Genomic DNA, 23,599 nt, shown 5'->3' on the forward strand with positions numbered 1-23,599 from the left:
CCGGGCGGCCGCCCTGTCTCACGGCAGGGATCAGGAGGCGACGGAGCCGGGCCAGCCGCCGAACGCGGCCCGGACCCGTCCGGCCACCTCGTCGGCGGTCAGGCCGTCGGTGTCGATGGCGACGCCCCCGTCGCCAAGCGGCGTCGCGGCTTCAGCGGCGAGCGCGTCGAGCTCGGCCGGCGGCAGGCCGCGCAGCTCGTCGCCGGGGATGGCCGGCCCACGCCCTTCGCCGCGCAGCCGGAGCCGCTGCCGCAGCGTCGCCGGCTCGGCCCGCAGCCGGCAGACCGCGAGCGCGACGTCCGGCACCGCGGCCGCGTACCGGGCGATCGTGGGCTGGTCGGCGTCGCCGGAGATGACCAGGCAGTGCGCGCCGGCCGCCCGGTACGCCGCCCACACGCCGGCCAGGTTGCACGCCCGCAGCCGGTGCCCGTCCGGATCGTCCGGCGCAGCCGGCCGCAGGAAGCCGATCTGGGCGAGATCGACGTAACCGGCCGGCACCCCGGAGCGCAGCACGTCGAGGAAGAGCGCGAAACCGGCGGTCGACTTCCCGACGCCCCGCGGCCCGCACACCCACAGCCCGGGCGCCGTCATGCCGGCACCGGCCAGCCGCCGGCCGCCGCGCGGACGAGGGCGGCCACCTCGGCGACCGAGCGGTCGTCGGTGTCGACGCGCAGGCCGGTGACATCGGCGCGGTCCAGCTCGGCCGCCTCGGCGACCGCCCGGTCCGCCAGCTCGACCATCCAGCCGCGGCGCACGATCCGCTCCCGCAGCCCGGCGGCCGAGACCCGCAGCCGCACCACCGTCAGCGCGGCGCCGGGAACCTGCGCGGCGTAGGCGCGCACGACCTGGCGGCTCTCGGCGATGCCGGACGCGATCAGGCAGCTGGCGCCGCCGTCGCGGTACGCGGGCCAGGTGCGCCCGAGGCTCGCCGCCTTGACCCGGTGGTTGCCGGGGTCGTCGTCCGGCGCCGGATAGCACAGCCCGAGCTGGTCGAGGTCGACGTAGGCGCTGCGCACCCCCGCCTCGGACAGCTGCCGGAAGATCTCCCACCCGACGGTGGACTTGCCGACGCCGGAGGCGCCGCACAGCCAGAGCAACGGCGTCGCGGGAGCGGTCATCGCGGCCACGATAGGAGCCGGCGGCGCCGGGCCGCGACGGGTTTTCCGGCGGCCGCGATCGACCTGGCCGATTCGCCCCATGCGCCGCGGCCGTGCCGGTTATGCTCGCGAGCAAGGTCGATCTTGCGGGGGAGGAGCAGGTGTGAGCGCCCCGCAGACCGTCGCCGGCGCCGACGCTCCGCCCGAGAGCGGCGCGAAGCACCGTCGCGCCCACCGCGGCGACTGGATCCTGCTGGCGTGGTGCGCCCTGCTCACCGCGGCCATGCTGGGTCCGCTGGCCGCGCCCGGCTACGTGCTGTCCTACGACATGGTGGCGGTGCCCGACCAGGGGCTGCTGCCGTCGTCCGTGGGGCTGAGCAGCGCGGTGCCGCGGGCGGTGCCGCTGGACGCCGCGGTCGCGATCCTCGACTCCGTCCTCACCGGGCAGCTGCTGCAGAAGCTGGCGCTGGCCGGCATCGTGCTCGGCGCGGCTCTGGGCGCCGGGCTGGCGCTGCCGACGGTCCGGACGGGGACGCGGCTGGTCGCGGCGTCGGCCTACGCGTGGAACGCCTACGTGTTCGAGAGGCTGGTCATCGGGCACTGGCCGACGCTGATCGCGTACGCCGCGCTGCCGTGGCTGCTGATCCTGGGCCGCCGGGTGCGCCGCGGCCGCACGTCCGCCCTCGCGCCGGCCGTCCTCCTCGTCGGGGTGTCCGCGCTGACGCCGACCGGCGGGCTGCTCGCGGCGGCGCTGTTCGGCCTGCTCGTGCTCGTGCCGGGCGGCCGGCACCCGCGGCGGGTCCGGGTCGCCGGCACCGTCGCCGTGCTGGCTCTGCAGGCGCCGTGGATCGTCCCGTCCGTCCTGCGCCCGGACCCCGCGGTGTCCGATCCGGCCGGCGTCGCCGCGTTCGCCGCCACATCCGACTCGCCGCTCGGCCTGCTCGGCAGCCTGCTGACGCTCGGCGGCATCTGGAACGAGGGCGCGGTGCCCGACAGCCGCGCGCTGCCGTCGGCGCTGGCGCTGACGGTGGTGCTGCTGGCGCTCGCGGCGTTCGGCGCGACGGAGCTGCGCCGCCACCTCGGGCGGGCCGAACTGGTCGTCCTCACCGCCCTGGCCGCCGCGGGCCTCGTGGTGGCGTTCAGCAGCGCGCTGCCCGGCGGCGACGCCGTCCTGGAGTGGCTGGTGGCGGAGGTGCCCGGCGGCGGGCTGATCCGCGACGGCCAGAAGTTCCTCGCCTGGTACGCGCTGCTGGTCGCGCTGGCCGCGGCCGCCGGCGCCGCCCGGCTGGCCGGGATCGTCGCGCGGCGCAACCCGTCGTCGGTGCCCGCCCAGCCGGACCGTGCCGCCGCGCGGCGCACGACGTTGTCGGCGCCCGCCCGTAGGGTGGGTGGCCCACCCGGCCGGGCGGGGTCCGCCGGCCGGGCGGGGTCCGCCGCCGCCGTCGCGCTGGCCGCGGCGCTGCTCCCCGTCGCCGCGCTGCCCGACCTCGTCTGGGGCGCGGCCGGCCGGCTCGAGCCGTCGCACTACCCGGCCGCCTGGGCCGACGTCCGGGCGGCCGTCGACGCCGGGCACGGCGACGTCGTGGTGCTGCCGTACCAGCCGTTCCGCCGGTTCCCGTGGGCCGGTGACCGCACGGTGCTCGACCCCGCGCCGCGCTACCTCGACGCCGAGGTCGTGGTGCCCGACGCGCTGCCCGTCGGCGACAACGTGGTGCCGGGGGAGGACCGCCGGGCCGCTGAGGTCGCGGCCGCCCTCGACGCCGACGACGCGGCCGGGGACCTGGCCGCCCTCGGCGTGGGCTGGGTCGCCGTCGAGCGGGACACCCCGGGGACCGTCCCGGACGGACTCCTCGAATCGCTCGAATCGGTTGAAATCAACGGGACGTTCGACCTCTATCGCGTTCCCGGCGACATCGGCACATGGACCCGCATTCCGCCCGCTCCACCAGTCATCGTCGCCGATATCGTCTTTTCGGTCATTCTCGCCGTCGCATCGGCTGATGTTGCCCGAAACGCCTTCTCCCGCAGACGGCGGTCGTTACGCTCCCAAGAGTCGTGATTTCCGCACCGCTCGAGGAGTACCAGAGTTCATGGGCAATTTCGGAGGCGTTGTCGCCGCCATTGTGGGAGTGGTGCTCGCCGGGCTGACCGTCGTCACCGCCGTGAACGTGAGCCAGCCGAGCGACGCGGACGACGTCAGTCACGAAGAGCTGATCAACTACGACGACAACTGACGTCGCCTCACAACACCGTGCATTCTCCAGAGACCCTGGTCGAGTCGCGCCCATTGCGCGTCGTGCTGCTCAACTGGCGCGACACCACCCACCCGGAGGGTGGCGGCTCGGAACGCTACGTGGAGAACGTCGCCGCGGGCCTGGCCGCCGCCGGGCACGACGTGACGTTCTTCTGTGCGGCCCATCCGGGCGCGCCGAAGGTGGAGCGGCGCGACGGCTACCGGATCATCCGGCGCGGCGGGAAGTTCACCGTCTACGCGCACGCGGTCCGGATGCTGGCCAGCGGGGCACTCGGACGGCCCGACGTGATCGTCGATGTGCAGAACGGCATTCCGTTCTGGAGCCGCCTGGCCGTCCGGTGCCCCGTGGTCGTCCTCGTCCACCACGTCCACCGCGAGCAGTGGGGCGTCGTCTACGGCCCCGCCACCGCCCGCCTGGGCTGGTGGCTGGAGTCGCGGCTCGCGCCCCGCGTCTACCGCGACTCCCGTTACGTCACCGTCTCGGAGATCACCCGGACGGAACTCGCCGCGCTCGGGGTCGGTCCCGGGCGAGTGGACGTCGTCCACAACGGCACCGCGCCGGCACCGGCGACCACGACGCAGCGCTCTGACCAGCCGCGCATCTGCGTCCTCGGCCGCCTGGTGCCGCACAAGCGGGTCGAACACGCCCTTCAGGTCGCGGCCCGGCTCCGGGCGAGCCGGCCGGGCCTGCGGGTCAGCGTCATCGGCGACGGCTGGTGGTCGGACCGCCTGACGGCCGAGGCGAAGCGGCTGGGCGTCGACGACATCACCGACTTCCTCGGCTTCGTCGACGAGCGGGCCAAGCACGCCGAGCTGGCCCGCAGCTGGCTCATGCTGGCGCCGTCGGTGAAGGAGGGCTGGGGGCTGACCGTCGTCGAGGCGGCCCAGCATCAGGTGCCCACCATCGGCTACCGCAGCGCCGGCGGCCTCGCGGAGTCGATCGTCGACGGCGCCACCGGCCTGCTCGCCGACGACCTCGACGGCCTCACCGCGGCCACCGACGAGCTGCTCTCCGACGGCGTCCGCCGCGCCGCGCTGGGCCGGGCGGCCGCCGCCCGCGCCGCCACGTTCACCTGGGACCAGACGGTCCGCTCGTGGGACGCGCTGCTGCGCCGCACCGTCGCCGAGGAGGCCGCCGAGCGGTCCGCCCGCCGGATCCGCGCGGCCACGTCCGGCGTCGCGCTCGACCCGCACCGGGTGCCCGTCACAGCCGAAGCGGGTCCGTTCTTCCGCCAGTCGTGACGATTCGGCCCGAGCGCCACGGTATTTGTCGTAATGTGCGGACGTGCTCCTCACCGAATCCCGCGACAGGGCGACCCTGAGCCGTTCGGTCCGGCTATTTCGGGCATTTCTCTCCGAGCAGCGTGACCCCGACCATTTCTATGGCACGCTGGCCGCTGACTCGGTTACGCAATTGTCCGTTTATGCCGATTTGCGGGGAGCGCTGGTGCTCGACGTCGGCGGCGGCCCGGGCTATTTCCGGGCCGCGTTCGGCCGGGCCGGCGCCCGGTACGTCTCCGTCGACAGCGACCTCGGCGAGCTGTCCGCCCGCGGCCGGCCCGAGCCGGGCACCGTCATGGGCAGCGGCATGGCGCTGCCGATCCGCGACGCCGCCGCCGACGTCTGCTACTCGTCGAACGTCCTCGAGCACGTCCCGGACCCGTGGACGATGGCCGAGGAGATGCTGCGCGTGACCCGTCCCGGCGGCGTCGTCTACCTCTCGTTCACCGTCTGGCTGTCGCCGTGGGGCGGGCACGAGACCGCGCCGTGGCACTACCTCGGCGGCGAGTCGGCGGCCCGCCGGTACCGGCGCCGGCACGGGCACGAGCCGAAGAACCGCTTCGGCGCCAGCCTGTTCCCGGTCTCCGTCGCCGACGCTTTGCTGTGGGCCCGGCACACGCCGCACGGCGAACTGCTCGACGCGTTCCCGCGCTACCACCCGTGGTGGGCGCGCGGCGTCGTCCGAGTGCCCGGCCTGCGCGAGCTGGCCACGTGGAACCTCGCGGTGGTGCTGCGCCGCCGATGACCGCCCACAGAAGCGCGCCGCGCCGCCGCCTGCCGGCGTGGCGGGTCCAGCTCGTCGTCTGCTGCCTCGGCCTGGTCGCGCTGGCGTTCCGGCAGGCGCCCGGGCAGATCGTCCCGGACACCAAGCTCGACCTCACCGCCGACCCGGGCGGCTTCCTGCAACGCGCGCTGCACCTGTGGGAGCCGGCCGCCGCGTTCGGGCAGCTGCAGAACCAGGCCTACGGCTACCTGTGGCCGATGGGCCCGCTGCACCTGGCCGGCGACGTCGCCGGGCTGCCCGCGTGGGCGGTGCAGCGGCTGTGGTGGTCGCTGATCCTGGTCGCGGCGTTCCTCGGCGTCGTGAAGCTGGCCGGCGAGCTGGGCGTCGGCCGCTCCTGGACCCGGCTGCTCGGCGGCCTGGTGTACGCGCTGGCGCCGCGGATCCTGGTGTCGCTCGGCGCGGTGTCGGTCGAGGCGTGGCCGACGGCGCTGGCGCCGTGGGCGCTGATCCCGCTGGTGCGGGCCTGGCGTGGCGGCCCGGTCGTGCGCAACGCGGCGCTGTCCGCCCTGGCCGTCCTCTGCATGGGCGGCGTCAACGCGGCCGCCACCGCCGCCGCCGTCGTGCCCGCCGGGCTGTGGCTGCTGCTGGCGCCGCAGTGGCCCGGCCGGTGGCGGTTCGCGGCGTGGTGGGTGGGCTGCTGCGCGGCCGTGACGGTGTGGTGGTGGGTGCCGCTGCTGCTGCTCGGGTCGCACAGCCCGCCGTTCCTCGACTGGATCGAGACCGCAGGCAACACCACCCAGCACACGTCGCTGATCGAGGTGCTGCGCGGCAACGACCACTGGCTGTCCTACCTCTCCGTCGCCGGCGGACCGCAGTGGCCGGCCGGCTGGCTGCTGGCCAGCGAGCCGGTGCTGATCCTGCACACGGTGCTGATCGCGGCCATCGGGCTGGGCGGGCTGGCGCGGCGGGACATGCCCGGGCGGCGGGTGCTGCTGACCGGCGCGGTGGCCGGGCTGGCGCTGGTGTCGGCGGGGTACCTGGGCGCCGCGGCCGGCCCACTGGCCGGGACGGTGCGCGAGCTGCTGGACGGCCCGCTCGCGCCGTTCCGCAACGTGCACAAGTTCGACGTCGTGCTGCGGCTGCCGCTCGCGCTCGGGCTGGCGCACGCGCTGGCGATGCTGCGGGTGCCGGCCATCTCGGTGCGCCGGTTCCGGGTGCTCGTCGTCGGGCTCGCCGTGGTGGTGATCGCCGGGGTGGCGACGCCCGCGCTGGCCGGACGGCTGCCGCAGGCGGGCTCGTACGACGCGATCCCGGACTACTGGCACGAGGCGTCGGACTGGCTGGACGAGAACGCCGGCACCGGGCGGGCGCTGCTGGTGCCGGGCACGTCGTTCGCCGAGTACACCTGGGGCGCGCCGCGCGACGAGCCGCTACAAGCGCTGGGCGACACCCCGTGGGCGGTGCGCGACTCCGTCCCGCTGTCGTCGGCGGGCAACATCAGGCTGCTCGACGCGGTCGAGGCGCGGCTCGCGGCCGGCGAGGGCGGCGCCGGTGTCGTCGACGCGCTGCGCCGCGCGGGCGTCAGCCACCTCGTCGTCCGCAACGACCTCGACCGGTCCCGCACCGACGCGCCGCGTGCCGCGCTCGTCCACCAGGCCATCGCGGACCTGCCCGGCGCGGAGCGCGTCGCGACGTTCGGCCCGAAGACCGGCGCCACCGACGACCCCGGCGCGGCCTCGGACTCCCGGCTGGACGTGCGGTACCCGGCGGTGGAGGTCTACGCGATCGCCGACCCCGAGACCGAGGAGCACCGCGTCGCCGCCTACCCGCTGGACGGCACGCTGCGGATGTCCGGCGGGCCGGAGTCGCTGCTGACGGCGGGCGACGCCGGGCTGCTGGACGGCCGGGCGGCGTTCGTGGCCGGCGACGGCGCCGGCATCGCCGACCCGCACCCGGTGCCGGTCGTCACCGACGGCCTGCGCCGCCGGGCCGTCTGGTTCGGCGCCAGCCGCGACAACGTCACCGAGGTGCTGCGGGCGGACGAGTCCGGCGGGCTGGGCCGTCTCGTCCGCGACTTCCTGCCGTTCGGTGACGACGCCGCGCGCGAGACCGTCGCCGTCGTCTCGGGCGTCGCGGACGTCACGGCGTCGTCGTCCGGCGCCGACCCGCGGGCCACCATGGCGCGCGGCGCCGAGAACTCGCCGTGGGCCGCCGTCGACGGCGACCTCGGCACCAGCTGGGTGTCGGGGGAGTACGGCAGCGCCGCCGGGCAGTGGCTGGAACTCACCTTCGACGAGCCGCGCCGCGTCCCGTCCGTCGAGCTGACGCCGCTCACCGGCGGCCCGGTCAGCGCGCCGCTGCAGCGCGTCGCCGTTCAGACCGACACCGGGATCCTGGAGAGCGACCTGAGCCCCGGCGACGGCGCGCAGGTGCTCGCCGTCCCGTCCGGCGAGACCACCACGCTGCGGGTGACCGTCGTCGCCGTCGGCGAGGGCACCGTCAGCGGCGTCGGCATCCGCGAGCTGGCCGTCCCGGACCTGAAGGTGCGCCGGACGCTGGCCGCGCCGGCCGTCACGGCGGCCGACCTCGGCGGCGCGGCATCCGGCGAACCGGCGCCGGCCACGCTCGTCTTCGCCGTCGCCGACGGCCGCCGCGGCGAGTGCGTCGCCACCACCTCCGGCGACACCGGCGTCGCCCGGTGCGCCGGGCAGCTGGCCCGGCCCGGCGAGGAGAACCGCGACCTGCGTCGCAGCACCGAGCTGGCCGCCGCCGCGGAGTACGAGGCGGAGCTGACGGCACGGCCGCGGCCCGGCCGGTCGCTGGAGGAACTGCTCGCGCCCGACCCGGACGGCATCGTCGCGACCGCCAGCTCGCGTGCCGTCGCCGACCCGCTCGGCCGCCCGCAGGCCGCCGTCGACCGCGACCCCGGCACCGGCTGGGTCGCGGCGCCCGACGACGAGTCGCCGGCGTTGACGCTGACCTGGGGGCCGCGGCGCACCGTCGAAGGGCTGCGGCTGGAGGTCGAGCCCTGGCTCGCGGCGTCGCGGCCCAGCCTGGTCGAGGTGCGGGCCGGCGACGCGCGGTTCCAGACCGGCGTCGACGGCGACGGCGTCGTCACGTTCCCCGAGCCGGTGCGGACCGACGAGCTGACCGTCACGATCGTCGAGGTCGCCGAGGTCGAGGACCGCGACCCGGCGTTCGGGCTGCGCTCCGTGCTGCCGGCCGGTCTGTCCGAGGTCGAGGTGCTCGGCGCCGACGACCTGCGGCTGCCGGTCGACGAGTCGCGCCCGGTCGCCATCGCGTGCGGCGACGGGCCGACCCTGGACGTCGGCGGGTCGAGGGTGACCACGCGGGTCGAGGCCACCGTGGGCGACCTCCTGCGCGGGCGGCGGCTCGACGTGCTGCCCTGCGGCGACGGGTCCGGGCCGGTGGCCCTCGACGCCGGTGCGGTGGACGTCGTCGTCCGCGCGACCGGTGCGCTGCGGCCGGAGTCGGCGACGCTGCGGCCGGTGGACGGGCCGCCGTCGCCGTCGCCGTCATTGGACGTGACGGTGCAGACGTGGGACGCGGCGGAGCGCGAGGTCGTCGTGCCGGCCCGCCACGAGCCCGCCGTCCTCGCCGTCACCGAGAACCTCAACACCGGCTGGCAGGCCAGCCTCGACGGCGAGACGCTGGACCCGGTGCGGCTGGACGGCTGGGCGCAGGGGTTCGTGCTGCCGGTCGGCGCGGCCGGGGTGGTGGAGCTCACGTATGCGCCGGACCGGCCGTACCGGTGGGCGCTGCTGGCCGGGCTCGGCGCCGTGCTGGTGGTCGGTGTGCTGGCGTGGCGGGGCACCCGGGTGCCGCCGGCGCCGTCGTCCGTGCCCACGCAGCGGGCGCCGAGCGAGCCCGTCCCCGCGTATGCCGGACGGCGGGCGCGGCGGACCGTGCCGCTCTCCGCCGGCGCGCCGTCGCCGTCGCCGTCCCGGCCGCCGGCTCGGCCGTTGGCCCGGCATCGCCGGCAGCGGGCCGCGCCGGTCATCCTTCTCGGCGCCGCCGTCCTCGTCCTGCTCGGCGGGGCGGCTGGGCTGGCCGCGGCCGCCGTCGGCGCCGTCGTGCTGCTGGCCGGTCCGGGCCGCCCCTGGCTGACCCGGCTCGCGCCCGCGCTGGCCGCCGGCGCCGTCCTGCTCGCCGGGATCGTCGTCGCGCTGCAACCCTGGCCCGGCCCGTCGCCCGGCGCCCACTCGGGGCTCGCGCAGGGGCTGGTGCTGATCGCGATCGCCCTCGCCGTCATCGGCTCGGTCGCCTGGCAGCGCCCCGGCACCGTCGCCGAGGACGACGAGTACGTCCGGATCGACGCCATGCTCGACCCCGAGGAGGCCCCGCTGATCGGGGGCGATGTTGCCGAGTCGCATGCACGGACCCGGCGCGGAGGGTAGTTTCACGCAAGGAGCCCCCGTGCCGCCCCGGGGCCGCGCCCGGCGGTGGTCCAGCGCGGGCACAGGCGGAGACCCCGATCCGGAAGGCTTGTCCATGCGGCGCAGTATCGGCCTGGTCCTGGTGGGACTGGGTGTGTTGATGTTGGTGCTCGCGCCACTGTCCCGCTGGTACGCCTACCCGCGGCTGGCGGTCGTCTCCAACGACGTCGCCGAGCGGGTGTCGGCCGGCACCGCCGTCACCGTCCTCGACCTCGGTGCCGTCGTGCGTCAGGACGCCGAGATCGAGCGCGTCACCGACGTCCGCTCCGTCCGCCGGATCATCCCCGACCAGGGCGACAGCACCGGCGACACCGCCGTCTGGGACACCAGCGTCACCACGTTCGACGAGGCCGGCGCCGGCGCCACGCCCGAGGAGAACGTGCTCTCGTACTTCGAGGAGCGGGTCGCGTTCGACCGCCACACCGCCGACTCCGTCGACGGCCACGACCAGTACTACACGCCCACCGGCGAGTCCGCCGACAGCGTCGACGTCGACCACGAGGGCTACTACTTCAAGCTGCCGTTCGGCACCGAGCAGCGGTCGTACCCGTTCTGGGACTCCACCATCCAGGACACCCGGCCCATGGAGTTCCAGAACGAGACCACCCTCGAAGGCCTCACCGTCTACGTCTTCGAGCAGGTCGTCGAGCCGACGCCGGTGTCGGCGCTGGAGATCCCCGGCGCCCTCTTCGGCCAGGCCGGCTCGATCGTCGCCGACCGCATCTACAGCAACACCCGCACCATCTGGGTCGAGCCGCGCACCGGCGCCATCATCAAGGGCCAGGAGGAGCAGGACTCCTACCTCGACTTCGAGGGCACCCGCGGCCCGACGATCGTCCAGGGCACCCTCGCCTACACCGACGCCCAGGTCACCGCCAACGTCGACGAGTACGCGCCCAGCGCCGACCGCCTCGGCCTGGTCCGCGACACCCTGCCCGTCGCCGCTGCCGCCGGCGGCCTCGTCTTCGTCGTGGCCGGTCTGCTGCTCGCCCGCCGCGGCTCCTACCACGGCAAGCGGCGCTCGCCAGGTGCCGAGGACGGTCCCGCCGGTGCGCCCGGCGGTCCGGCCGGGTCGGCCGGCGCGGCCGCCTTCTCGTCCGGCTCGGCCGGTGTCTCGTCCGGCTCGGGTATGGCCGGGGTCGTGGCGCGCCCGGCGGAGGAGCGGACGCCGCTGCAGCAGCGGTCGCGCGACCAGGCGCCGACGCGGTCCCTCTTCGAGCGGCCGCGGTACGAGGCGCCCCAGCTCTCCCCGTACGACGGTCCCCGCCAGGAGCCCGCGTCCCCGCCCTCCGCCTATGACGACGGCCACGCCCGCTTCGAGCAGCCGTCGTGGTCCCAGGCCGCTGACCAGCAGTTCGCCGACCAGCCGTTCGCGGAGCAGCCGTTCGCCGACCCGGCGGCCGGGTCGCTGCCGCCCGCGGAGGCGCCGCCCGCGGAGGCTCCGGCCGGGTACGCCGAGGAGCCGCGCCTGCACTTCGAGACCGCCCCCGGCACCGCGACGGCGCCCGCCGCCGACCGCTCGGCCTCGTCCATCCACGACGAACCGCAGTACGCCACCCCGGCGGACGACGCCGGTCAGGCCGATCACCCGGCGGCCGAGCCGGTGGAGCCGCGATCGCCGCAGCCGTCCGACCAGGACGCGGTGCCTCTCGCGGAGCAGCGGTCGTCGCTGCCGCGCCGCCGCCCGCAGTCCGGTGCCGTCCGGCCGCCGGTGGGGCGGGCGCAGGCGCAGGGACAGTCGGCGCAGTCGTTGCTCGGCCAGTCGCCGACCGGCCCGCTCGCCCCCGCCCACCCCCACGACGACCACGCCGAGCCCGCCGCTCCGGCCGGCCGCCTCCCCGGAGCCGCCGACCCCGCCGCATCGGCCGGCCACGCCGAGCCTGCCGGTTACGCCGAGCCTGCCGGTTACGCCGAGCCTGCCGGTTACGCCGAGCCTGCCGGTTACGCCGAGCCTGCCGGTTACGCCGAGCCTGCCGGTTACGCCGAGCCTGCCGGTTACGCCGAGCCTGCCGGCTACGCCGAGCCTGCCGGTCACGCCGCGCCCGCCACGTCGGCCGGCCCCGCCGAGCTTGCCGGTCACGCCGCGTCCACGGGTCCCGCCACGTCCGCCGGCCAGGGCGACGCCGGCACGTCGGGGGCGTCGGCCGAGCTGGAGCAGGCGCGCGCCGACCTCGCCCGCCTCGAGCAGGCCCGCGCCGAACTGGCCCGGTTCGCTCAGGAGCACCCCGACCTCGCCACCGGCCAGGCCGCCGGGCCGACCGGCCCCACCCCCGACCCGGCCGGCGCCGAAGCCGCGACTCACTCCGCGACCCGGGCCCAGGCCCACCCCGCGGCCGGCCCCACGGGCGATGCCGCGGCCGACCTCACCGGCGACGCCGCCACCGCCCCCGCGACCGACCGCGCCATCGACCGCGGCACCGCCCCCGCGGGTGGCCTCACCGGCGACGCCGCCACCGCCCACGCCACCGCCCCTGCGACGAGCCCCACCGCCCAGTCCGCGGCCGATCACCCGGCCGCCGACGCGGACCTCGTCCAGCCGCCCGCCGCCACCCCCGAGCCGAAGCCCGCCGCCCCGGCGCAGGGCCGCCGCCGCGCCCGCGACGACGACGCGCTGTTCGACGAGTTCGACGAGGACGGCCAGTCCGCCGGCAGCCTGCACCGCTACTGACCGTTCCGAAGCGCCCGAAACGCGGCCCTGCCTGCATCGATACCACCGCCGCCGATCCGGCCGGAGGGGAGTATTCTGGTGCGAACCGAGGAACGGGGGCATGCCGCCCGGTCACCCCATAGCTGAATCCGTCGCCGTGATCAACTCGCGACCATCCGCCGATTGACCCTGGTCGTGGCGGACAGGTAACCTATGTGTGCGCTGTGGGCCTGTGTGAACCTCGGACGGAGCAGGCTCGCGCTCGTTATTGTCGGTTGGCGGCACAGGGGTATCAGGACCTGGTCGGTGATGGCACAGCGATCCAAGGGTCCTGGCGCGCAGGCTACAACCGAACCTTGTCCGGAGTCCCCTTCCACATGACGAGCAGCATCGAGGCCGAGACGCCTACCTCGACGGCCCCCAGGACGACCACGCAGGTCGCGGTCAACGACATCGGGTCTGAGGAAGCCTTCCTCGCCGCGATCGACGAGACCATCAAGTACTTCAATGACGGCGATATCGTGTCCGGTACCGTCGTCAAGGTCGACCGGGACGAAGTCCTGCTCGACATCGGCTACAAGACCGAGGGCGTCATTCCCTCGCGTGAGCTGTCCATCAAGCACGACGTCGATCCCTCCGAGGTGGTCGCCGTCGGCGACGACGTCGAGGCCCTCGTCCTGCAGAAGGAGGACAAGGAAGGCCGCCTGATCCTGTCCAAGAAGCGCGCGCAGTACGAGCGCGCCTGGGGCAAGATCGAGGAGATCAAGGAGGCCGACGGCGTCGTTTCGGGCACCGTCATCGAGGTCGTCAAGGGCGGCCTCATCCTCGACATCGGTCTCCGTGGCTTCCTGCCCGCGTCGCTGGTCGAGATGCGCCGGGTCCGCGACCTCCAGCCGTACGTCGGCAAGGAGATCGAGGCCAAGATCATCGAGCTGGACAAGAACCGCAACAACGTGGTCCTGTCCCGTCGCGCCTGGCTCGAGCAGACCCAGTCCGAGGTCCGGTCGACCTTCCTGCAGACGCTGCAGAAGGGCCAGATCCGCTCCGGTGTGGTCTCCTCGATCGTCAACTTCGGCGCGTTCGTCGATCTCGGCGGCGTCGACGGCCTGGTGCACGTCTCGGAGCTCTCCTGGAAGCACATCGACCACCCGTCCGAGGTGGTCGAGGTCGGCCAGGAGGTCACCGTCGAGGTGCTCGACGTCGACATGGACCGCGAGCGCGTGTCGCTCTCGCTGAAGGCCACTCTCGAGGACCCGTGGCAGCAGTTCGCCCGGATCCACCAGATCGGCCAGATCGTGCCCGGCAAGGTCACGAAGCTCGTCCCGTTCGGCGCGTTCGTGCGGGTCGAGGACGGCATCGAGGGCCTCGTGCACATCTCCGAGCTGGCCGAGCGCCACGTCGAGGTGCCCGAGCAGGTCGTGACGGTCGGCAAGGACGTCATGGTCAAGGTCATCGACATCGACCTCGAGCGTCGCCGCATCTCGCTGTCGCTGAAGCAGGCCAACGAGGGCGACACCGCCGCGCACGTCAGCGAGCACTTCGACCCGACGCTGTACGGCATGGCCGCCGACTACGACGCCGAGGGGAACTACAAGTACCCCGAGGGCTTCGACCCCGAGACCAACGACTGGCTCGAGGGCTACGAGAAGCAGCGCGAGGAGTGGGAGCGGCAGTACGCCGAGGCGCACGCTCGCTGGGAGGCGCACAAGTCCCAGATCGAGAGCGCGCAGGAGGCCGACGCCGAGGCGAAGGCCGACAACCCGTCCACGTACTCCTCTGGCACCACCGAGGAGGAGGGCCCCGGCACGCTGGCGTCCGACGAAGCGCTGCAGGCGCTGCGCGAGAAGCTCACCGGTAACTGAGCCGAACGCATCGCACGAGCCCCGCACCCACCTCGGGTGCGGGGCTCGTCGCATGTGTGCCGTCGCGCCGTGGTGTCCGCGACGACGCGGGAGGCTACGGTGTGCTCGTGACGAGCAGAGACCGCCGGCGGGCCCGGCCGGCCGCGGCCGCGACGCTGTTCCTGCCGATGCTCCTGATGCTGGCCGGCTGCTCGAACGGCAACGAGCCCGAGGTGCCGGTCGTGCCGACGTCGGGGGAGCCGACCGACGGCGACGCCACGGGCGCGGCGGATGACCCGTCCGCGTCGCCCGGTTCGACGACCGGCGTGCCCGAACTGTGCGGCGACCTCGCCAGCGCCGGCGAGATCGCGCAGATCCTGCAGGTTCCGGTGCAGGGCGAGACGATCCGCGTCTACAACGACGAGTTCCTGCCCGACTCCGGCCGCACCGGCCGCCTGACCTGCAGTTACGGCGTCCCCGAGGTGCCGGAGGGTACGACGCCGCCGCCCACGCCGCCGCCGGTGCCGCTGGAGATCGCCGTCAGCGGCTACACCGAGGCCGACATCGCGGCGGGCCGCATCGAGTCCACGGTCGACGGCGCGCAGGCCGCGGGCACCGTCGTCACCGCGCAGACGGTGGCCGGCCGCGACGGGTTCCTGCTGTCCGACGCCGAGGACGTGTCGTTCGTGATGGCCGACGACGTCCGCACGTACGTCATTACGTTGCGGCACGGAATGGTTCCGGCGGCCGCGGAGCCGGTCGTGCTGGTGAACCTGGCCGCGCACCTTCTCGGCGCTTCGGCGACCGGCACGCCGACGCCGGTGCCGACGGGGTCCGCGACGGCGCCGCCCACGCCGGGGGAGACCCCGGCGGCGTCGCCTTAGGAGTTCGCCGCCGCGGTCGCTGCGGCGGTGGAGGCCGCGGCGGCTGCCGACGCGATGACGGCGGCGTTGGTCGTCATGACGGCCTGCGTGGCGGGGTCGCTGACCCACTCGCCCTGCTGGATCTCGCTCGCCCGCTTCGCGACGGCGCGCCAGGGCAGGTCGTCGAGCACGATGTACAGCACGTTGATCGCGTTCAGCAGCGAGATGATCGCCGCCGCGCGGGCGTCGGGCTGCTCGCCGTCGACGAGGACGCGTTTCAGTTGGTCGCGTAGTTCGGCCTCGTGGCGGGCGTCCTCGGCGGGCCACGTCGTCGTCCGGAACAGCCCCAGCACCTTCCGGGTCTCGCGGCGGACCAGGCCGCGTTCGGCCAGCCGCTCGACGACCCGCTCCGAGAGGCCCTGGCCGAGCACGAACAACAGTGGGTGCACGCCGCGGCGTTTCTCGGCGACCTGCGCCAGCGCGTCGTCGAGCAGCGGATCGCCCGTCGGCGGCCCGTCGACGACCGTCACACCCTTGCGCCCGACCTCGATGCGACCCGCCAGCGCCAGGTCGACGAGCAGCGCGCCGCCGAGCGAGTAGTGCAGGGTGCCGGCACCGGCCGGGCTGCCGCTCTCGTCGTCGAGCAGGAGCAGCATGACGTCCTCGACGATGAGCAGATCCATCCCACACCCCGTTAGTACACTGTGCCAACCCGTGATCGCACGGTAGCACGGTGGTGGAGGTGAGCCGGCCTGAACGAGCGACGGGAGCAGATCGTCCGCGCCGCGCGCGAGGTCATCGCCGAGAAGGGGACGGCCGGCTTCAGCGTGCGCGCGGTGGCCGCGCGGGCCGGCATCGGCGCCAGCACGCTGCGCTATTACTTCCCGTCGCAGCGCGACCTCTACGAGGCGGTCTTCGGCGCCGCGTTCGACGCCACGCTGCTCGACCTGCGCATCCACGACACCTCCGTCCCGCCCGCCGAACGGCTGGCCGAGTGCCTGGCGCAGCTGCTGCCCCCGGCGCCGCCGCTCGAGCAGGCGGTCGAGCGCTGGCTGGACGTCATCACGGCGACGTTCGGGCCCGGCGGTGCGCCGGAGGCGAGGCTCGCGTGGTCGGCCGTGTCGCGGCGGGCGCGGTCCCGGGTGACGGCGTGGCTGGCGGCGCTCGCGGCGGAGGGTGCGCTGACGGGAGACGTGGCGGCGGTGGAACGGCGTGCGCGGCTGCTGCTCACGGTCGTGGACGGCCTCGCGCTGGGACGGTTGGTGCCGATCGAACGGCTGGACGAGTCGCAGGAACGCTCCGTGCTCGACGACGCGGTCGCCGCCGTGCTCCGCTGAGCGTGCCGGCGTCCCCGACGCTTTCGCTGCTGCGGCCGTGCTCCGCTGTGCGTGCCGGCGTTCCCCGCCGGTCCGCTGCTGCGGCCGTGCTCGGTTGGGGGTGTGGCCGTGCTCCGCTGTGCGTGCGGCGTCCCCGCCGCTTTCGCTGCTGCGGCCATGCTCCGCCGGGATGCGGCCGTGCTACGCTGAGCGTGCCGGCTCCCGTCGCTTCACGGCCGCGGGCTCCTCGTCGCGCCCTTCCTGACGCGGCCGCTTCGTCACTGCGGCGCGTCGCCGCGCCTCTCGTCCCGACGCTGCGGAGGCCGCCGCGCGCCGTCCGTCAACTCTCCTCACCTCGTCGCCGGGCGGCGAGTCCGGCCCGTTAGGGTCGTGGGGTGCTGAGAGTCGGGCTGACGGGTGGGATCGGGGCCGGGAAGTCGGTGGTGGCGCGCCGGCTGGCCGAGCGGGGAGCGACGGTCGTCGACGCGGACGTCATCGCGCGCGAGGTGGTCGAGCCGGGCACACCGGGACTGGCCGCCGTCGTCGAGGAGTTCGGACCCGGCGTCCTGACGCCCGACGGCGCGCTGGACCGGCCGGCGCTCGGGAAGATCGTCTTCGCCGACGACGACCGCCGGGCCGCGCTGAACGCGATCGTCCACCCGCTGGTCGGCCGCCGTCGCCAGGAGTTGGTCGCCGCCGCGGGGCCGGACGCCGTCGTCGTCGAGGACATCCCACTGCTGGTCGAGAACGGGCTGGCCACCGGATTTCCGCTGGTCATCGTCGTGCACGCGACGGAGGAAGAGCGGCTGCGGCGGCTGGTCGACGACCGCGGCATGACACCGGCCGACGCGCTGGCGCGGATCCGGTCGCAGGCCACCGACGAGCAGCGGCGCGCCGCGGCGGACGTCTGGCTGGACAACTCCGGCGCGCTTGTGGATATCGAGGCCGCCGTCGACGCCCTGTGGACGGAGCGCCTGGCGCCGTTCGAGGAGCACCTGCGGACCCGGACCGCCGCGCCCCGTTCGCCGCACGCCGTCGTCGTCGAGCCGGACCCGACGTGGGCGGTGCAGGGGGAGCGGCTGCTGGGGCGCATCCGGCGCGTGGCGGGGGACCGGCTGATCCGGTCGGACCATCATGGCTCGACGTCGGTGCCCGGGCTGCCGGCGAAGGACGTGATCGACGTGCAGTTGGTCGTCGCGGACCTGGCGACGGCGGAGGAGGTCGCCGGCGAGCTGGCCGAGGTCGGCCTCGTCCGGCGGCCGGACCGCTGGTGGGACGTCGATCGCGACGGCGTCGAGCGCGACAAGGTGCTGGCCGGCAACGCCGATCCCGGCCGCGCCGTCAACTGCCACATCCGCCCCGTCACGTCGCCCTCGTGGCGCGACGGCCTGCTGCTGCGCGACTGGCTGCGGGCGCACCCGGACGCCGTCGCCGAGTATGCGGCGCTCAAGCGCGACCTCGCCGCCCAGCCGCACGGCTCCGTCGACGAGTACGCGGAACGCAAGACGCCGTGGATCAACGCCTCCCTCACCCGAGCCGACGCCTGGGCGGAGGAGGTCGGCTGGGACGTGTGACGGTGCACCCGACCTGACGGACGGAAGTCGCGCCGCCGTTGCGCCGTGGTAGGTATGACCCTCCCCGTTCGGGTGGGTGGCCCACCCTACGGGCGGGCACCGACAACGTCGCGCCGCGAGCGCCGGCTGCTCGGCGAGACGAACCCCGGCGGCCGGGTACGGCGAACCGCGTCCGGCGCGAGCACGAGTCGCCCTTGGCGATGGCGCAGCCGATCTGACGACGGGAGTGGCGCCGCCGTTGCGCCGTGGTAGGTATGACCCTCCCCGTTCGGGTGGGTGGCCCACCCTACGGGTGGGCGCCGACAACGTCGCGCCGCGAACGCCGACTGCCCGGCGAGGCGAACTCCGGCGGCCGGGCACGGCGAACGGACGGAGCACGGCCGCCCACGACCGTCCGTTCGCTGCGACTACGCGCCCGGCGCTGCGACTACGCGCCCGGCGGCGCGACCCCGGGCTGCGGCCAGACGCCCGAAGGACCGTCCGCCATCGAACCGGCACCGTCGGTCGCGCCGCCGAAGAGGCTGCGGGTCAGGGCCTCCGAGTCGCTCAGCATCTCGTCCAGTGCGACGGAGAGGTCGTCGTCGCCGGGTGGGTGGCCGGCGGAGGCGGCGGTGAGGACGGCGCGGCGCATCAGTTCCTTCGCGAACGACGCCGTCGTGCCGTCGGCGCGCTCGGCGGCGGCGTCCAGCGCGGCCGCCGAGAACGGCAGATCGCGCGCGTACAGCCGGTTCAGCCGTCGCCGGGCGGCGGCGTCGGGCAGCGGGATCTCGGCGGCGAGGTCGACCCGGCCGGGCCGCTGGGCGAGGGCGGGCTCGAGCAGGTCGGCGCGGTTGGTGGTGAGGACGAACGCGACGTCGGCGTCGGCGGCGAGGCCGTCGAGCGCGTCGAGGGCCTCGAACAACAGCGGCTGCGGCCCGCCGGAGAGGGTGCGGTCCTCGGCGATCAGGTCGCAGTCCTCCAACACGACGACGGCCGGCTCGAGCGCGCGGGCGGTCTCGGCGGCCACCTGGACCAGCCGCAGCGACCGCCCGGACAACACGATGACCGTGGTGCCGGGGCTGACGGCCATGAGGTAGCGGACGGTGTGCGTCTTGCCGGTGCCGGGCGGCCCGAAGAGCAGCACCCCGCGCTTGAGGTGCTGGCCGGCGGCCCGCAGCGCGTCGCGGTGGCGGGCGATGCCGGTGAGGTGTCGCTCGATGCGGGCGAGCACGCCGTCGGGCAGGACGACGTCGCCGGCGGTGAGGGTGGGGCGGCGCAGGAACGTGACGTCGCCGTTGCTGGCGCCGAACTCGGCCGGCGCGAACGTGACGACCTGCCCGCGCAGCACGCTGCGCTCGGCCATGAGCAGGTGCAACTCGTCGAGGAAGGCGGGGACGACGGCGTCGGACGCGGCCAGCACCTCCAGCTCGGGCTGCTCGCGCCCGAACTGCGGCTGGGCGTCGCGCTGCAGGACGACCAGCCCGACGCCGTCGTAGGTGAGCAGGTGCAGGCCGAACGCGACGACCTGACGGCTGGTGTCGGGGCCGGTGGGGACGCGCGCGTAGTCGACCGGGCCGACGGGGAAGACGCCGTGGATGCCGGCGTTCTCGATGATCTCGGCCAGTGAGGAGTGCCGCCGGGCCATGCCGCCGCCGACGCCGATGAGGCGGCGCCCGCCGTGGCGGCCGGCGAGGGCCTCCAGCGCGACGTCGGCGTCGGCGTAGCGCAGCGACGAGACCTGCTCGGTGACGACCGGAAGGGACCGGGGCGCGACGCCCAGGTGCTCCTGGAGGACCGGGAGCAGCGGCTGGACCGGGTCGGACTCGTCGCGCACCTGGTGCACGACCTCGGCGAGAAAGGTGCGGAACGTGGTCACGAACCTGCGGGTTTCGTCGTCCATCGCTGTGAGCGTAGCCGTACCCCCGGACCTTGTCGGTGGCAGCGCATACCGTTGTTCTCATGCGCGCGGCTAGTGAAATCTCCCGGGTGGTGGCGCCCTTCGAGGTCGTCAGTGAGTGGGAGCCGTCCGGAGACCAGCCGGCGGCCATCGACGACCTCGAGCGGCGGATCCGTGCGGGCGACAAAGACACCGTCCTGCTCGGCGCCACCGGCACGGGCAAGAGCGCCACCACGGCCTGGCTGGTCGAGCGGCTGCAGCGGCCCACGCTGGTCATGGTGCCGAACAAGACGCTGGCGGCCCAGTTCGCCAACGAACTGCGCGAGATGTTCCCGAACAACGCGGTCGAGTACTTCGTCTCCTACTACGACTACTACCAGCCCGAGGCGTACGTCCCGCAGAGCGACACCTACATCGAGAAGGACTCCTCCATCAACGAGGAGGTCGAGCGGCTCCGGCACTCGGCTACGTGGTCGCTGCTGACCAGGCGCGACGTCATCGTGGTGGCCACGGTGTCGTGCATCTACGGCCTGGGCTCGGCCGACGAGTACCTCCACCGCATGGTGCACCTCAAGGTCGGCGACGAGAAGAACCGCGAGGGGCTGCTGCGCGAGCTGGTCGACGTCCAGTACACGAGGAACGACCAGAACCTCACCCGTGGCACGTTCCGGGTGCGCGGCGACACCCTCGAGATCATCCCGATGTACGACGAGCTGGCCGTGCGGGTCGAGTTCTTCGGCGACGAGATCGAGCGCATCATGACCATGCACCCGCTCACCGGCGAGGTCATGCGCGAGGAGCAGGAGACGTACGTCGCGCCGGCCACCCACTACGTGTCCGGCCGCGACCGCATGGAACGCGCCATCGGCAGCATCGAGGCCGAGCTCGAGGAGCGGCTGGCCGAGTTCGAGCGGCAGGGCAAGCTGCTCGAGGCCCAGCGGCTGCGCATGCGCACCACCTACGACATCGAGATGATGCGCGAGGTCGGGTTCACGTCCGGCATCGAGAACTACTCGCGGCACATGGACGACCGCGCGCCCGGGTCGGCGCCGAACTGCCTGCTCGACTACTTCCCCGACGACTTCCTGCTGGTCATCGACGAGTCGCACGTCACCGTCCCGCAGATCGGCGGCATGTACGAGGGTGACATGAGCCGCAAGCGCACCCTCGTCGACCACGGGTTCCGGCTGCCCAGCGCCATGGACAACCGGCCGCTGCGGTTCGAGGAGTTCCTCGAGCGCATCGGCCAGACGGTGTACCTCTCGGCCACGCCCGGCCCGTACGAGATGGAGAAGGTCGACTCCGTCGTCGAGCAGATCATCCGGCCGACCGGCCTGGTCGACCCCGAGGTCGTGGTCAAGGCCACGAAGGGCCAGATCGACGACCTCATCCACGAGATCCGGCTTCGGGTCGAGCGCGACGAGCGGGTCCTCGTCACCACGCTCACCAAGAAGATGGCCGAAGACCTCACCGACTACCTGCTCGAACGCGGCATCCAGGTGCGCTACCTGCACAGTGAGGTCGACACCCTGCGCCGGGTCGAACTGCTGCGCGAACTGCGCGTCGGCGAGTTCGACGTGCTCGTCGGCATCAACCTGCTCCGCGAGGGCCTCGACCTGCCGGAGGTGTCGCTGGTCAGCATCCTCGACGCCGACAAGGAAGGGTTCCTCCGGTCCGGCACGTCGCTGATCCAGACCATCGGCCGCGCCGCCCGCAACGTGTCCGGCCAGGTGCACATGTACGCCGACACCATCACGCCGTCCATGCAGAACGCCATCGAAGAGACCAACCGGCGGCGCGAGAAGCAGGTCGCCTACAACCGCGAGCACGGCATCGACCCCACCCCGTTGCGCAAGCGCATCAGCGACATCACCCAGATGCTGGCCCGCGAGGACGCCGACACCGAGGCGCTCATCGGCGGGTCCGGGCGGGCCGCCAGCCGCGGCAAGTCGCCGGTGCCGGGTGTGCGCGCGAGTGTCGGCAGCGCCGGCAAGCACGCCGCCGACCTGGCGGGCATGCCCGCCGCCGACCTCGCTGGCCTCATCCAGCAGCTCAGCGACCAGATGCACGCCGCGGCGGCCGAGCTGCAGTTCGAGCTGGCGGCCCGGCTGCGCGACGAGATCTCGGAGCTGAAGAAGGAGCTGCGCGGCATGCACGAGGCCGGCGTCGGCTGACCCCGCGACGGCCGGGTGCGGCTGACGTGGCGGCCGGGGACGCGACGGGGGCAGGGCGGTGGCGCGTGGCCATGGTGCGGGCGGGTGTGTGGCTGGGCAGGGCGGTGGCGCGTGGCCATGGTGCGGGCGGGTGTGTGGCTGGGCAGGGCGGTGGCGCGTGGCCATGCCGCGGGGGGGTGTGTGGCTGGGCAGGGCGGTGGCGCGTGGCCATGCCGCGGGGCGGGTGTGTGGCTGGGCAGGGCGGTGGCGCGTGGCCATGCGGCGGGGCGGGTGAGCGGCCGGGCCCGGTGGGGCGTCGTCGCGGCTCGTGAGTGGCGTCGCCGTGTCGGCAACAGCGACGCCACCCCGATCGGTGCGCCGGCGGCCGGCCGATAGGGTGTCCGGCGACACGACACCATCCGTGGGGAGGCCCGCACCCATGAGCGGCGCCAGGCGCTGATGCTCACCGTTCTGGGCGCGTCCGACGACGAGGACCGGGTCTACGGGCAGCTTGTGTCCGTGGTCTCCGCGACGGCAGCCGAGCTCGCGGCGGTCACCGGGCTCGGCGCCGGGGCGGTCGACACCGCGCTCGAACGGCTGGAGGCGCGCGGACTGGCCGGCCGGACCGCCGATGCGCCGGTGCGGTTCGTCGCTGCGTCGCCAGGCGTCGTCGAGGCGATGATCGCCGAGCGGCTGAGCGAGCTCCGCTCGGCGCAGCAGACGCTGGACCGGCTGGTCGCCCAGCACCGCAGCAACGCGCTGACCAGGGAGGCATCGGGGGTCTTCGAGATCGTCCGGGGCGCGGAGGCGCTGCGCCAGACGGCGATGAACCTGTTCGCCGCCGCCCGGTTCCAGGTGCTCAACCTCGTGAAGCCACCGATCATCGCCGTCCGCAGCGAAGAGGGCGTGCAGCCCGGCCCGTCGGTGCGCGGCCGGACGGTGTTCGAGACCGAGGCGCTGGAGACCCAAGGCGCGTTGCAGGCGGTCCGCGCCGGGCTGCGCGACGGCGACCAGGTTCGCGTGCACACCAGGCTCCCGGTGAAGATGCTGGTCATCGACCGGTCGGTGGCCATGCTGCCGATGGCGCGCGACGACACCACGCCGGTCGGCGTGCTGATCCGCCGCGGCGCCGTGCTGGACGCGCTGCTCGAGTTGTTCGACTTCGTGTGGGCGACCGCCATCCCGCTGCACGTCGACAGCGAGAACTCCCCGCCGCCACGCGAGCCGTTCCTCGACCCCGACGAGCGCCGGCTGCTGTCGCTGCTGCTGTCCGGGCTGACCGACGAGGCCATCGCCGCCCACCGCGGCACCAGCACCCGCACCGTCCAGCGCAAGGTCCAGGCGCTCATGAATCGGGCCCAGGTGCGCACCCGCATGCAGTTGGCCTGGGAGGCCTCGCGCCGCGGCTGGGTGTGACTCGCCCGCGGGCGACCGCGTGTCGTCTCTGTGACATTGGCACACAGTCGCCGCCGCCAGCCGTTGAGTTCGGATTCACCCGATTCGTACGGTGACGCCC

Annotated in this window: 16 protein-coding genes; 12 read left to right on the forward strand and 4 right to left on the reverse strand. The window is 74.4% G+C overall.

Going from position 1 to position 23,599, the window contains the following annotated elements; genetic code table 11:
* Positions 1-30: 30 nt before the first annotated feature.
* Both BLV02_RS02600 and BLV02_RS02605 read right to left on the reverse strand, forming a co-directional pair.
* On the reverse strand, positions 31-591 hold the full coding sequence (locus BLV02_RS02600) for a DEAD/DEAH box helicase family protein (protein ID WP_069114158.1): 561 nt from the start codon (positions 589-591) through the stop codon (positions 31-33).
* Positions 588-1,118: an ATP-binding protein gene (locus tag BLV02_RS02605; RefSeq protein ID WP_069114157.1), complete on the reverse strand. Its 531-nt coding sequence runs from the start codon at positions 1,116-1,118 to the stop codon at positions 588-590. Before BLV02_RS02605 ends, BLV02_RS02600 begins: the two co-directional genes overlap by 4 nt.
* A gap of 142 nt (positions 1,119-1,260) precedes the next feature.
* On the opposite strand from BLV02_RS02605, the gene BLV02_RS02610 reads away from it, so the two are divergent.
* From BLV02_RS02610 to BLV02_RS02640, 8 genes are all read left to right on the forward strand, one after another.
* Positions 1,261-3,156, forward strand: coding sequence for an MmpA family trehalose lipid delivery protein (locus BLV02_RS02610; RefSeq protein ID WP_069114156.1), 1,896 nt, complete (start codon positions 1,261-1,263; stop codon positions 3,154-3,156).
* 31 nt (positions 3,157-3,187) lie between these two features.
* A complete protein-coding gene (locus tag BLV02_RS36220) occupies positions 3,188-3,331 on the forward strand; it encodes a hypothetical protein (protein WP_157524295.1) in 144 nt (47 codons plus the stop codon).
* Between the two features lie 17 nt (positions 3,332-3,348).
* Entirely contained in the window at positions 3,349-4,593 is a 1,245-nt protein-coding gene (locus tag BLV02_RS02615; protein WP_216094504.1) for a glycosyltransferase family 4 protein, read from the forward strand.
* Positions 4,594-4,636: 43 nt separating this feature from the next.
* Positions 4,637-5,377 carry a class I SAM-dependent methyltransferase gene (locus tag BLV02_RS02620; RefSeq protein ID WP_069114154.1) on the forward strand — a complete coding sequence of 247 codons (741 nt, stop codon included), beginning with the start codon at positions 4,637-4,639 and terminating at the stop codon, positions 5,375-5,377.
* On the forward strand, positions 5,374-9,774 hold the full coding sequence (locus tag BLV02_RS02625) for an alpha-(1->3)-arabinofuranosyltransferase (RefSeq protein WP_069114153.1): 4,401 nt from the start codon (positions 5,374-5,376) through the stop codon (positions 9,772-9,774). The genes BLV02_RS02620 and BLV02_RS02625 overlap by 4 nt, the downstream gene beginning before the upstream one ends.
* Positions 9,775-9,868: 94 nt before the next feature.
* Positions 9,869-12,481, forward strand: a complete 2,613-nt coding sequence (gene pgfA / locus BLV02_RS02630) for a cell envelope lipid trafficking protein PgfA (protein ID WP_074946080.1) — start codon at positions 9,869-9,871, stop codon at positions 12,479-12,481.
* A gap of 356 nt (positions 12,482-12,837) precedes the next feature.
* Positions 12,838-14,322 carry a 30S ribosomal protein S1 gene (gene rpsA, locus BLV02_RS02635; RefSeq protein WP_069114151.1) on the forward strand — a complete coding sequence of 495 codons (1,485 nt, stop codon included), beginning with the start codon at positions 12,838-12,840 and terminating at the stop codon, positions 14,320-14,322.
* A gap of 107 nt (positions 14,323-14,429) precedes the next feature.
* Positions 14,430-15,185 carry a hypothetical protein gene (locus BLV02_RS02640; protein ID WP_141711793.1) on the forward strand — a complete coding sequence of 252 codons (756 nt, stop codon included), beginning with the start codon at positions 14,430-14,432 and terminating at the stop codon, positions 15,183-15,185.
* Here BLV02_RS02640 and BLV02_RS02645 read toward each other — a convergent pair.
* On the reverse strand, positions 15,182-15,847 hold the full coding sequence (locus BLV02_RS02645; RefSeq protein WP_069114149.1) for a GOLPH3/VPS74 family protein: 666 nt from the start codon (positions 15,845-15,847) through the stop codon (positions 15,182-15,184). The genes BLV02_RS02640 and BLV02_RS02645 overlap by 4 nt on opposite strands.
* A 90-nt stretch (positions 15,848-15,937) precedes the next feature.
* Between BLV02_RS02645 and BLV02_RS02650 the strand changes: the two genes are divergently transcribed.
* Positions 15,938-16,501, forward strand: a complete 564-nt coding sequence (locus BLV02_RS02650) for a TetR/AcrR family transcriptional regulator (RefSeq protein ID WP_281243341.1) — start codon at positions 15,938-15,940, stop codon at positions 16,499-16,501.
* Positions 16,502-16,875: 374 nt separating this feature from the next.
* Entirely contained in the window at positions 16,876-18,054 is a 1,179-nt protein-coding gene (gene coaE / locus BLV02_RS02655; protein ID WP_069114147.1) for a dephospho-CoA kinase, read from the forward strand.
* Positions 18,055-18,481: 427 nt separating this feature from the next.
* Here coaE and BLV02_RS02660 read toward each other — a convergent pair whose 3' ends face one another.
* A complete protein-coding gene (locus BLV02_RS02660; RefSeq protein WP_069114146.1) occupies positions 18,482-19,933 on the reverse strand; it encodes an AAA family ATPase in 1,452 nt (483 codons plus the stop codon).
* Positions 19,934-19,992: 59 nt separating this feature from the next.
* Here BLV02_RS02660 and uvrB point away from each other — a divergent pair, with 59 nt between their 5' ends.
* Both uvrB and BLV02_RS02670 read left to right on the forward strand, forming a co-directional pair.
* Positions 19,993-22,104 carry an excinuclease ABC subunit UvrB gene (gene uvrB, locus BLV02_RS02665; RefSeq protein WP_069114145.1) on the forward strand — a complete coding sequence of 704 codons (2,112 nt, stop codon included), beginning with the start codon at positions 19,993-19,995 and terminating at the stop codon, positions 22,102-22,104.
* Between the two features lie 438 nt (positions 22,105-22,542).
* Positions 22,543-23,499, forward strand: coding sequence for a helix-turn-helix domain-containing protein (locus BLV02_RS02670; RefSeq protein WP_069114144.1), 957 nt, complete (start codon positions 22,543-22,545; stop codon positions 23,497-23,499).
* Positions 23,500-23,599: the final 100 nt, after the last annotated feature.

It is taken from the genome of Jiangella alba (genome assembly GCF_900106035.1).
GTDB classification, from domain to species: Bacteria; Actinomycetota; Actinomycetes; order Jiangellales; family Jiangellaceae; genus Jiangella; species Jiangella alba.